The following is an 11,618-nucleotide window of genomic DNA, read 5'->3' as shown; positions in this document are numbered from 1 at the left end:
CAGGAGTCCTGCCCGATGTCCACGCCGCGCCGCCGTCTGTCCAACACGCTGCCCTTGCTCGGTGCACTGAGCTGCGCAGGCGTCAGCCCCCTAGCCGCGGCCGCCGAGCCGCAGGCGCGCGATCTGGATACGGTGCAGGTGCGCAGCCAGTACACGCCGTACCGCGCCTTGAGCGTGACCGGCGCCACCAAGACCGATGCGCCGCTGCGCGATCTGCCGATCAGTGCGCGCGTGCTGGACCAGACCCTGCTCGAGGACGCCGGGGTCACCGATCTGGCCGGCGCGCTGGAGCTGGCCAGCGGCATCACCAAGGCCAACAACCTGGGCGGGTTGTGGGACAGCTACTCGATGCGCGGCTTCACCGGCGACCCCAATTTCAGCTCGGACTACATGGTCAACGGCTTCAACGCCAGCCGCGGCTACAACGGCCTGCGCGATGGCGCCAACACGCAAAGCATCGAGGTGATCAAGGGCCCGGCCTCGGCGTTGTACGGGCGCGGCGAGCCGGGCGGGGCGGTCAACATCGTCACCAAGAAGCCCCTGTTCCAGCCGCAGCACAGCGTGGACCTGTCGGCGGGGCGCTTTGACAGCTATCGCACTGCGCTCGACAGCACCGGCCCGCTGGGCGAGAACCTGGCCTATCGGCTGAATGTCATGCACAAGGATCAGCACAGCTTCCGCGACACCGTCGACAGCGACAACACGCTGCTGGCGCCCTCGCTGCTGTGGATGCCGACGCCCGATACCACGGTGTCCTACGAGCTGGAATTCGTGCGCATCCATGCGCCGTTCGATCGCGGGGTCACCGCCATCGATGGCGATGCCAATCGGCTGCCGGCCGGGCGTTTCCTGGGTGAGCCGCGCGATGGCGATATCGACCTGCATTCCACCGGGCATCAGGTGTTCGTGGTGCATGGCGTGAACCAGACCTGGTCGCTGCAGGGCGGGGCGACCTATCGCGACAGCGGCATGCGCGGGTTTTCCACCGAACCGTGGACGCTGCAGGCCGACGAGCGCACGCTGCGCCGCGAGCGCCGCTACCGCGATTACCAGGGCCGCGACATCGCCGCGCGTGCCGAACTGCTTGGCAGCTTGCAGATGGGTGGCGTCACCCACAATGTGTTGTTCGGCGTGGATGGCAATCGCTTCGACGACAGCCGCTTCCAGCAGCGCGCACGCTCCGCGGCCACGCCGTACAGCATCGACGTGCTTGCGCCGCAGTACGGCGTTGCGCAGCCGGGGCGGCTGGCCACGATCACCGACACCGAAGAACGCCAGCAGGTGTGGGGCGTGTATGCGCAGGACCAGCTCGATCTGGGCGCGCGCTGGAAGGCCTTGCTCGGCCTGCGCTACGACCACTACCAGCAGGATCTCGACAACCACTTGCGCGGCGCCACGCAGCGCGCCTCCGACGGTGTGGTCAGCCCGCGTGCCGGCGTGATCTTCCACGTCGACGCGGCGCTGTCGCTGTATGCGAGCGCCGCGGCAGGCTTTCGTCCCAACAGCGGCGTGGGGGCGGACGGGCAGAGTTTTGCGCCGGAGAAAAGCCGCTCGCTGGAAACCGGCCTGAAATACGTGCAGCCCGGCGATGGCCTGGAAGCGACGCTGGCCGCGTTCCGCATCGACAAGAAGAACGTGCTGAGCCTGGATCCGGCCGACACCAGTTTTTCGCTGCCGGTGGGCGAGATGCGCAGCCAGGGCGTGGAGCTGGATCTACTCGGGCGGCTGACCCCGCGTCTGGCCGCCTCGGTCGGCCTGGCCTATACCGACTCGCAGGTCACGCGCAGCAGCGCAGCCGCCGCCGGCACCGGCCTGGCCGAGGGGCGCCGCTTTCCGAACGTGCCGCGCTTCAGCGGCAATGCCTTCCTCAACTATGAGCAGCCGTTGACCGGCAAGCGCAGTGCGGCGGTGGGCGTGGGCGTATCGCATACCGGTGAGCGGCTGGGCTCGGTGGATAGCAATACCGACTTCGTGCTGCCTGCATACACCGTGTGGCGCCTGGTCGGCCATTACGACCTGAGCGAGCGCCTGCGCCTGTATGCCAAGGTCGAGAACCTCACCGACCGCCGCTACGCCGCGTTCTCCTACAGCGAGCAGTGGGTGTATCCCGGCGCGCCGCGCAGCTGGACGGTGGGTGTGCGGCTGCGGTTCTGAGCAGCGGTGCGATGCCACGCTGAGCGATGATCGACGCTCCTGCGTGGTCGATGGACCACGCAGGAGCCAGGTGGGCGCGAACGACGGCAGGCCGTCGGACTGGCTGCCACCGCACCGTGCGTGCGCGCCAGGCTGGCGTCCGCCAGCGGCGTGCGCGTGCAGCGCAGCGTGCGTGATTGCTCGCCCTAGCTGCGCCGGGTGGACGGACGCTTGCTGCGCTTCTTGCCGGGCGCCACGGCTGCGGTGTCCTCGCTGGCCAACGCGCCACCGTTGTGCAGCTGTTCCAGCCACGACAGCGCATCGACATAGCCGAGGAAGTGCTGCAGATAGCCCGGTGAGCACTCGCGCATCAGGCTGATGCAGCGGTGCACCAGCACGCTGGAATTGAGCGGGCCGGCGTCCTTGGGGGCGTCCTGCAGCGACTGCCGCACCTGGCTGGCGGTGCGCACCGTGGTCCAGGTGCGACGGAAATCCTCCAGCGCCGGCAGCTCGGGAAACGGTGTGGCGTCGGCCGTGGCGGTCTTTCTGCTGTCCACTTCCATCAACGCGGCATGGCCTGCCATCTGCTTGGCCAGTGCGCCCAGCGCGCTGCGTTGCAGTGGCTGCGCGGGATCGCCGGCCACAGGACGACGCGCCGCCTGCTTCACCGTTGCCGCATACGCATCGACCAGCCTGCCCAGCTTTTCTTCCAGCACCTGGCGCACTGCCTCGGTCTGGGTGCCGGCCCGCGCGGCCAGCGTCTCCATCAGGTGGAACCGCACCGGATCCAGCTGGTCGGCACCCTGGCTGCGCCAGCGCTGCAGGCGCGCGTGCGCGGATGTCGCCTGCGTGCTCATCGCGTGCCTGCGGCCGCTGTGGGTTTGGCGGCAGAAGAGGCACGCGACGTGGAAGGGCGCGCGATTGGCGCGATCTCCACGCGGCGGTTCCTGGCGCGGCGTGTCTCGTCGGCATTGGAATCCACCGGCTGCTGCGAGCCGAAGGCCGCGGCGAACACCGACGCGGCCGGCACGCCTTCGGCGATCAATGCACGCGTCACGGTGAGCGCGCGTTGCGCGGAGAGTTCCCAGTTGTCGGCGTAGCGACGGTTGCCGCCCAGCACCGGGCGGTCGTCGGTGAAGCCGCTGACCATCAGGATCTCCTCGCGCGCCGCCAGATACTCGGTCAACGGCGCGGCCAGTGTCTTCAGCACCTCGCGGCCTTCCGGCTGCAACTGATCGGAATTGAAGGCGAACAGCACATTGCCGCGGATGCCGATGCGTCCGTCGACCAGGGTCACGCGGCCGGCGGCCAGTGGCGCCGCCAGTGCCTGCTCCAGCGTCTTGCGGCGCTGCGCTTCGGCCTGGCGCTGCCTGACCTCTTCGTCCAGGCGGCTGGACAGCTGCAGCTGCACGCCGATCACCCCGACCAGGATCAGCACGAACGCCCCCAGCAGCACCGACATCAGGTCGCCGAAGGCGGCCCAGATCGGTGTGCCCGATTCGCCGTCGATGTCGATCTCGTCGCTCATGCCGCGCTGGCCTCGTCGCCAGCGGCCTCGCCGGCGTCGCCGCGACCGCGGTCGAGCTGGCGCAGTTCTTCGATGATCTGCTTCTGCGACAGCATGCTGAGGTCTACCACTTCGCGCGCCTGCGCCACGTAGTACGCCAGTTGGTCGTCGCTGCGGGCGAGCGAGGCGTCCAGGGCGCTGGCGACGTGCTGCAGGCGCGCGTTGAGCTCGCTGGTGGAACCGCTGAACAGCTGCACCGCCACGCCGAAGGCTTCGCCCAGGCTGGCCACTTCCACCGCGCTACCGCTGACATGCGCGGCCACCGCGCCGAGCTTGCCGGTTTCGCTGCCGATCTGTTCGGTGAGCTGTGTGCCCACGCGCTGCAACAGGTCCGCCGAGGTGGTGACCAGCGCATCCACCGCTGCGCGTTGTTCGGTGGAGGCGTGATTGACCGCGTTGAGCAAGGTGTCCAGGGTGGCGAGCAGCTTGCTGCGTTCTTCCAGCATGGCGGTGTCGCGCACCATGCTTTCGGACAGGTTCTGGCGCAGTTCGGCCACCACATCGGCGGCGGCCTTGGGCGCTTCGGAAGCGATCTGCATCAGGCGCGCCACCTCGCTGATGGTGGCGCTGGCCTGTGCCTGCGCCTGCGTGGACAACTCGCTGGCAGTGCTGGCCAGGGTGTCGCAGATCGCCTGCTGTTGCTGGGTGACGCGTTCGCCGGTGCGTTCCCACTGCGTGGTCAGCTCCGCGCTCATCGCGGTGAAGCGCTCGCTCCACAGCGCCAGGCGCTGGGAATCGCGCGCTTCCAGCGCGGCCTGCAGGTCGGTATGCGATTGCTGCAGCGTGCCGACCAGGGCGGCGGCATGCGTGTCGAAGCTGGCGGTGGCGGCCGCCAGCGCGCCCTGGTGCTGGCTCGCCAGGGCGGCGCTGGCGTCGCGTTGCTGCGCCAGCGCATCGTTCCAGGCACTGGCCGTCTCGCTGCTGGACTGATCCATGCGCCTGGACACCGCATCGACCAGGGCGCTGGAGCGTGCGTCGAAGGTGCTGGCGAACTGGCTCAGCGTGCCCTGCAATTCCTGCGTCAGCACCTGATTTGCGCGCTGCTGCTCGGCCACTGCCGCAGTCCAGGTGGCGGCAGCAGCCGCGGTGCTGTTTTCGAAGCCATTGCTCAGGCCATCGAGTTGTTGCTGCACGGCCTGGTGCACGCCGTCCTGCAGCGCGGTGGTCTGCTGCGCGAGCTGGTCGAGCGTGGCGTGCAACTGCGCGCTCAACGCGGCACCTGCGCGCTGCTGCTCGGCGAGCACCGCTGCCCAGTGGTCGGCAGCGGCGGCGGTGCTGCGGTCAAAGCCGTCATTGAGGGCGTGCAACTGCTGCTGCACCGCGTGGCTCACGCCGTCCTGCACCGCGATGCTGCGCTGATCGATCTGCGCCAACGTGGCCTGCAGCTGCTCGGTCAGTGCGTGTTGGGCACGTTCCTGCGCGGCCAATGCGGCCTGCCAGTGGTCGGCGGCCGTCTGCGCACTGTGCTGGAAGCCGTCGTTGAGTGCGTGCAGTTGCTGCTGCACGGCGCTGCCGACGCCGTCCTGCACCGCAGTGGCCTGTTGTGCGAGCTGCTCCAGCGTGGTCTGCAGCTGCGTGTCGAGCGCTTGCTGCGCGCGTTCCTGCGTGGCAAGCGCGGTGGTCCAGTGCGCGGCCGCGGCACTGGCGCTGTGCTGGAAGCCGCTGGTGATGCCGTCCAGTTGCTGCTGCACGGCGTGGGTGAGGCGCTCATGCAACGCGGCGGTGTCGCGCGCGATGCTGGTCATGGTCGCTTCCATCGCCGGCTGCAGGGCCGCGCCCACCGCGCGTGCGCTTTCTGCCACGCCGGCCTGCAACGCGTGCTCCATCGCCGTGGCCAGGCGCGCATAGGTCGCCTCGCTCCTGGCGTGGAATTCGGCCTGCTGCGCGGCCAGGCGCTCATCGGCGGCGATGCTCTGCTGCTCGATGCTGCCCATCAGCGTCTGCAGGCGATCGATCAGCGCCGGCATCAGCGCGCTTTGCTGCTGCTGCAACTTGAACACTTCGCCACGCTGGTGCGCGTCCGAGTGCGGATGCAGCTCGGAGGCGATCTTCAGATCCAGCCGCTGCACCGCCTGCAGCCGTTCGCGCCGGCACAGCGCCGACAACAGCCCCAGCATTGCGGAGGTCGCCACGCCGGCGATCGAGGTGCCGAACGCAAACGCCAGGCCTTCCACCGGTGCGGCCAGCGAGCCGCGGATGGCCTGCAGGTCGGTGGCGCTCTGCAATGCAAAACCGGTGCCCTTGAGCGTGGCCATCATGCCGAGCAGGGTGCCGAGCATGCCCAGCAACACCAGCAGGCCGACCAGGTACGGTGTCAGCACCGGTGCCGGCAACGCCACGCGCTCGCCCTTGATGCGCAGGCGCACCGCATTGCGCAGGCTCGGATGCAGGCGCTCCAGCCACTCGCTCAATGCCGTTGGTGCGGTGGTCAACGCGGCAACGGCATCGTCCAGCGTGGCGCTGGCCTGGCGATAGCGATACAGCTCCAGCGCGCCGGCCACATAGCAGGCGCCGATCACCGCTGCGACACAGGCGCCCAGCGGGTTGGAGCCCAGATAACCGATGCCGACCCAGCAAACCGCCAACAGGCCGACGACAAACACACACAGGTGAACGAGAGTTCTGAACATGAGGTCCCAGTTAGCGGGTACGAAGCGCTGCAAGCAGGCCTTCGATCGGGTGAAAACGGACATCCAGTTCGGCGAGCAACACGCTCTGCATGTCTTTGCGAAACACATCCAGCCAGCCGTCGGAGACCGCGCGTGGCGCGGCGTCGCCGTCGGCTGCCGGGGTTGGCGCCTGCGCGGCATCGCGCAGACGCTCGAAATGCGCACCGAGCAGGGTCGGCACATGGTTCAACAGGGTCTGCTCGCGCGGGCTCAAGGTCAGCTCCATCACCGCATCCACCTCGGCCAGCCGCGCCATCTGCCCGGACTCAAGGGCCAGCATGTCGCGCAGGCGGCCACGCAGGTCGCCGGTGGCGGTGCGCATTGCGCGTTGCATGGCCAGGTAGTGCTGGCGGAACGGGGCATAGTCGGGCGCAGGCAAGGCTGCCGCTGTGTCGCTGCCGGCAGCGGCGGCGCTGCGCGCATCGCGGCGTACGCGCGCGACCACGGCATCCAGGTCGACCACGCTGCTGGTCGCCAGCCCGGTGCGCACGCGTGCGCAAGCCTCGACGTCGAGCCGGCGCGTCTCGGGCAGCGCTTCGATCTCGGGCAGCTTGCCATCCAGCGCCTTGGACACGGCGACCGCGCGCGTCCAGTCGATCCATTGGCTGAGCCGGTCGGCGAGCGCATGGTTGGACTGGGCAACGTGGGCATCGGTGAGGCGAGCGAGCAGGCGAATGAACGCCGGGCCCGACAAGGGCGCCCGTGGAGCAGCTTTCGCCATTGGTCCGGTCAAAGACCGCGCATTTTACACGGGAATGTGCGTGGTTCGGCGCCCGCGCCAGGGCCGGGGCGCCTGTGGCTGCGGGCAGGGCTGGCGGCATTCAGCCGTGCTGGTGCTGGCTGAGCCGGCTCCTCTCCGCGGCAGGTGCCGGCGGCTGCCTGGCGCCGTGGGGCGCCACGGTGCCAGGCGCAACCAGCGCGGCAGCGGCGGAAATTGCGCAATGATGTCACCCCGGTCACCCTCTCTAACCAATTCAGGTTTCAATCCCCGGCGGTCTGATCGCGCCGGTTTTGCCAGGTGAACGGGTATAAGCTGCGGGCCGGGAAACCCCCAACGAGGGAACGCAATGGACCACTCCGACATGCAAGTGTCCGATCTGCTGGTCCTGGAGCTGCAAGGGTTCCACGATGCCTATGGCCGTGGACCGGACTTCTGGGATGCCTATCAGCGCATCATGGCCATCGCAGCACAGGCCGGCGGCAACATGATCAACCTGGCCAATGAAATGGCCTCGCTGGCGCAAGGGCTTGGCGCGATCGATCGCGCGCAGCTGCTATAGAACCCAAGGCTGCGGGGTGCGGCGGGCCGGCTGTACCGGCAGGCGCCGCGCACGCTTACTTGGCGTCGGCAGCTGCCGGTTTGACCGCGACCGCAGGCGTGGCCTCGGGCTCGCCACGCTTCTTGTCGCGACGCAGCGGGGTATCGCCCAGCCGCTCGATCGCGCCGCCGGATTGCTGGAACGCCTCCAGATCGGCGGCCAGACGCTGCTCGGACAACCGTGGCTTGCCTGGCTGATTGCTCACGGTCATCGACTGACGGCGGGAGTTGTTCATGGCGAAATCCTCATGCGTTGTAGAGCGTCAAGGGAATGCCCCGCCGGCGTTGGTCGTCGTAGGTGGCACGCACGTCGCGGCAATACGGCCCGGACATGACGAAACGCCGGCAGATCGCCGGCCGCGTCTCGTAGATCGAACAACACATGCGCGCCGCGTCGATGGCCACGCACCAGCCTTCCTCGTCACGCGCCATCACGTGCCAGCCTTGCGGCGTCACGCTGGTCAGGTGGTTGGGGATGCGGTCGGATGGATCGACCATGACGGTGAGCCGGCAACAGACGGCATCGCAGCGTTCGCAGAGATTCTTGATGGAAAAGGCCAGATAGAGTGAAGGCGACACCGGAGTCCGGCCGCCCTTGCACCATACACCCTGGGCGTGCCGGGATGTGAACCGGCCCCTGCCTTGGATGCGGCAGACGGGCATCGCTGCCGCAGTGCCCTGGATGGCCGCGTCGTCGGCACTGCGATGCGTGCATTGCGTGTGGGCCTGCGGTGCGGGTGCCGCGCGCGGAGGCATCGGTCGAGGCACTCAATGGTGCGGTCGTATGCGTGCGTCATCGACGCTGCGACGTTGGCATCGACAGAAGGCAGGCAGGTAAGGAGATAAACGCGCGCCATGCCGATCATGATGGCGATGTCGAACGGTGCAATGCGCAGACAGACATGACGCACAGGGCGCATCCATCCACGCATGCCTTGTTGCTCCGCTGCATCACGGCCTGGATTGCCGGATCCACAGCGATCATCGGCTGCCAGCGTCCAACAGCGCCCGCAGCGCGCCGCGTGGCCGGATGCATCCCTAAACGGTTGCCTTTGTCGTGCCGATGCGAAGACGTTTTTCACCTGTGCCGTCGCCGGACCACCGTAGCGTTGGATGGTCCGCATCCACGCGACAGGAGAACCCATGACCACCGACCACAACCACGCAGCTGCGCCCGATTCGGCTGGCGATCACGACGACCAACGCAGCGAGAAGGAAAAACAGGACGCCTTGCAGGACGATGCGCTGGAAGAAACCTTTCCGGCCAGCGACCCGGTATCGCCGTTCGTGCCGGCCAAGCCGCTGGACTGACCAGGCCGCACATCGACGAGCAATGCAAACGGCGCGGTCATCGACCGCGCCGTTTGCATTGCAGCGTTTGCAGCGCTGTTGACGGTTACGGCGTCAACACCACCTTGCGGCAATCGTCCTGCTTCTTGTCGAACAGCTCGTAGCCTCGCGCGGCGTCGGCCAGCGGCATGCGGTGCGAGATGATCGCGCTGGGCTTGAGGTCGCCATTGCCGATGCATTCCAGCAGGTACGGCATATGCTTCTGCACATGGGTCTGGCCCATCTTGAAGCTCAGGCCCTTGTCGAAGGCATCGCCGAACATGAAGGCATGGATGAAGCCGGCATACACGCCCGGCACGCTGACCACACCGCAGCGGCGCGTTGCGGCAATGCACTGACGAATCGCCACGCCGCTGCTGCCTTCCAGCTTCAGGTTGGTCAGCGCGGTTTCGATCGCGCTGCCTTCGGCCTCGAATCCCACTGCCTCGATGCTGGCGTCCACGCCGCGGCCATCGGTCTGCGACACGATTACATCGGCCGGGTCATCGACCTCGTCGAAGTTGATCGGGATGATGCCGTAGGCCTTGGACGCGAAGTCCAGCCGGTACGCATGCCGGTCCACCATGAAGATGCGCTCGGCGCCCAGCATGCGGCAGCATGCCGCGGCCATCAGGCCCACCGGGCCGGCGCCGAAGATCGCCACCGTCGAGCCCTGCTTGACCCCGGCATCGATGACGGCCTGGTAGCCGGTCGGCAGGATGTCGGACAGGAACAGCACCTGTTCGTCGTGCAATGCATCGGGCACCACCAACGGCCCGACATTGGCCTTGGGCACGCGCACGTACTCGGCCTGCCCACCGGACAGGCCGCCATACAGATGGCTGAAGCCGAACAGCGCCGCCGGTGGGCGCATGTCCTTGTGGTTGAGTGCAGCGCCCTTGCCGGTATTGGTGGTTTCGCAGGCGGAGAATTCCTGCAGCATGCAGTGGAAGCAGCGTCCGCAGGCCACCACGAATGGAATCACCACACGGTCGCCCGGTTTGACCGCGGTGACATCGGGGCCGACGTCTTCGACGATGCCCATGAACTCATGGCCGAGAATATCGCCGTGCCGCAGATCCGGAATCTTGCCGCGGTACAGATGCAGGTCCGAACCGCAGATGGCGGTAGCGGTGACGCGCAGGATGAGATCGTCGCGTTCGACAAGGGTCGGATCCGGCACGGTTTCGACCCGCACATCGCGTGAGCCGTGGTAGTTGAGGGCAAGCATGGAGATCTCCCGTAAGGCCGTCGGTATGCGGCAACGCCGTGCAGTGTTGGCGGCGCGCCGTTAAGTCCATCAGCACGGCACGTGCGCACGGTGTGGACGCGCCCGATTGGCGACGCGGCGTTGATGCGCGTGTCACGTCTGGATAACCCGCGCACTCGCACTCTCGACTGCCACGCTGGATCGCCGGCAGCTCATGCCTGCAGCGACCATGCGACCCCGACAATCAACGACCGCGCCTGGCGCGATCAATCAAGGAGACAACGATGGGAATTTTCAAGATGCTGACCGCCGGCGCGGTGGGCTACGTGGCGTACAAGGCATGGCAGCGTCGCCAGGGCGACACCGGTGAAACGGCCAGCCCGACGAACAACGACCGCGACGTTCAGCAGCAGTCGCTCAGTGCGCCGGCCAAGGCCGGCAGCACACCGCCGCATGGTGACCCGCTGCGTGCAGCCACCACGCTGTCCAGCGATCGCAAGCAGGCACTGGGTGCGTTGGTGGTGTTCAACGAGCAGGAGCGCACGCTTGCGCAGCTGGCGGTCGTCAAGGGCCTTGAAGGCGAGACGCTGCAGTTCGCCCGCAAGATGGACGAGGCACACAGCGCAGCGTTGACCGACCTCAGCCGTTTTGCGCCCGATCGCAGCGGCACGCTGGCGCAGGCGGCGTCCAGCCGCGCCGATGGTACCCGCAAGCGCCTGGAAGGCCTGGACGGCAAGGAGTTCGAAACGCAGTACCTGCAGGCCAGCGTGACCAGCCACGAGCAGGCGTTGACGTTGCTGGACGCACAGCTGGCCAGCGAGCCGGGATCGAGTGATCTGGGCAAGGAATTGCAGCGTGCACGCGAGACCATCGCCCAGCATCTGGAACATGCCAAGTCGCTGCGGGCCAAGGCGAACCAGGCGCATTGATCCACCGCGATCGCTGATCGCGCACCGCAGCGTATGCGGTGAACACGGACAACAGGCAGCTTCGGCTGCCTGTTGCCGTTGTGGGCAAGCGCGGCGCGCATCGCGCATGTACGCCGCAGGCCGCAGGTTCAGCCGTTGCCGGGCGACCTTGTCGCAACACCATCGGCATTACGCGTCAGGAGCCGCCTGCTCGAATCCCGCGGCCTGGCGTTGCCACAGGCCATCGAACACGCCACCGTGTTCACGCAGCTGCGGGGGACTGCCATCTCGACTAGGCGACCGTCCTGCGACAACGAACGTCCGGGCGCAATCCATCAGGCGCTGCAATGGTCGAGCATGCGCTCGGAGGAGTCGCTCACGTCATCGACAGTGCACACTTGCTGGCCACACCGTACCAAGTCGACACCGATATGGCCGGTGCTGCGAGTGAACAGACTTTTATTGATCGAACAAAGAGCCCGCC

General features: G+C 67.5%; 11 protein-coding genes. 4 read left to right on the top strand and 7 right to left on the bottom strand.

Annotated features, from left to right (window positions below; genetic code table 11):
* Positions 1–15 precede the first annotated feature (15 nt).
* Positions 16–2,154 (top strand): TonB-dependent siderophore receptor, encoded by a 2,139-nt coding sequence (locus H7A86_RS17720; RefSeq protein ID WP_119131725.1) that lies wholly within the window; start codon positions 16–18, stop codon positions 2,152–2,154.
* 185 nt (positions 2,155–2,339) lie between these two features.
* On the opposite strand, the gene H7A86_RS17715 is transcribed toward H7A86_RS17720, so the two are convergent.
* From H7A86_RS17715 to H7A86_RS17700, 4 genes are read right to left on the bottom strand one after another with little or no spacing between them, the layout of a single operon-like run.
* Entirely contained in the window at positions 2,340–2,990 is a 651-nt protein-coding gene (locus H7A86_RS17715; protein WP_119131726.1) for a DUF2894 domain-containing protein, read from the bottom strand.
* Entirely contained in the window at positions 2,987–3,661 is a 675-nt protein-coding gene (locus H7A86_RS17710; protein WP_119131727.1) for an OmpA family protein, read from the bottom strand. Before H7A86_RS17710 ends, H7A86_RS17715 begins: the two co-directional genes overlap by 4 nt.
* Entirely contained in the window at positions 3,658–6,330 is a 2,673-nt protein-coding gene (locus H7A86_RS17705; RefSeq protein WP_180707933.1) for a DUF802 domain-containing protein, read from the bottom strand. The genes H7A86_RS17710 and H7A86_RS17705 overlap by 4 nt, the downstream gene beginning before the upstream one ends.
* A gap of 10 nt (positions 6,331–6,340) precedes the next feature.
* The gene (locus H7A86_RS17700; protein ID WP_180707932.1) at positions 6,341–7,090 is read right to left on the bottom strand and encodes a DUF3348 domain-containing protein; all 750 of its coding nucleotides are present in this window, start codon (positions 7,088–7,090) and stop codon (positions 6,341–6,343) included.
* A 346-nt stretch (positions 7,091–7,436) separates the two neighbouring features.
* Here H7A86_RS17700 and H7A86_RS17695 point away from each other — a divergent pair, with 346 nt between their 5' ends.
* Positions 7,437–7,649, top strand: coding sequence for a hypothetical protein (locus H7A86_RS17695; RefSeq protein WP_104583180.1), 213 nt, complete (start codon positions 7,437–7,439; stop codon positions 7,647–7,649).
* A gap of 55 nt (positions 7,650–7,704) precedes the next feature.
* Here the strand turns inward: H7A86_RS17695 and H7A86_RS17690 are convergent, their stop codons facing one another.
* Together H7A86_RS17690 and H7A86_RS17685 are read right to left on the bottom strand one after the other, a co-directional pair.
* The gene (locus tag H7A86_RS17690; RefSeq protein ID WP_119131730.1) at positions 7,705–7,923 is read right to left on the bottom strand and encodes a hypothetical protein; all 219 of its coding nucleotides are present in this window, start codon (positions 7,921–7,923) and stop codon (positions 7,705–7,707) included.
* Between the two features lie 10 nt (positions 7,924–7,933).
* Complete coding sequence (locus tag H7A86_RS17685) at positions 7,934–8,350, bottom strand: YkgJ family cysteine cluster protein (protein WP_119131866.1); 417 nt, start codon at positions 8,348–8,350, stop codon at positions 7,934–7,936.
* Between the two features lie 480 nt (positions 8,351–8,830).
* Between H7A86_RS17685 and H7A86_RS17680 the strand changes: the two genes are divergently transcribed.
* A complete protein-coding gene (locus tag H7A86_RS17680) occupies positions 8,831–8,998 on the top strand; it encodes a hypothetical protein (protein ID WP_164739097.1) in 168 nt (55 codons plus the stop codon).
* A gap of 85 nt (positions 8,999–9,083) precedes the next feature.
* On the opposite strand, the gene H7A86_RS17675 is transcribed toward H7A86_RS17680, so the two are convergent.
* A complete protein-coding gene (locus H7A86_RS17675) occupies positions 9,084–10,247 on the bottom strand; it encodes a zinc-dependent alcohol dehydrogenase (protein WP_104583183.1) in 1,164 nt (387 codons plus the stop codon).
* Between the two features lie 263 nt (positions 10,248–10,510).
* Between H7A86_RS17675 and H7A86_RS17670 the strand changes: the two genes are divergently transcribed.
* Positions 10,511–11,155 (top strand): DUF4142 domain-containing protein, encoded by a 645-nt coding sequence (locus tag H7A86_RS17670; RefSeq protein ID WP_119131731.1) that lies wholly within the window; start codon positions 10,511–10,513, stop codon positions 11,153–11,155.
* Positions 11,156–11,618 lie beyond the last annotated feature (463 nt).

Origin of the sequence: Xanthomonas euroxanthea (assembly GCF_903989455.1) — a bacterium.
Lineage (GTDB): Bacteria > Pseudomonadota > Gammaproteobacteria > Xanthomonadales > Xanthomonadaceae > Xanthomonas > Xanthomonas euroxanthea.
The sequence above is the reverse complement of the archived record's forward strand: the minus strand, read 5'-3'. Positions and strand labels throughout refer to the sequence as shown.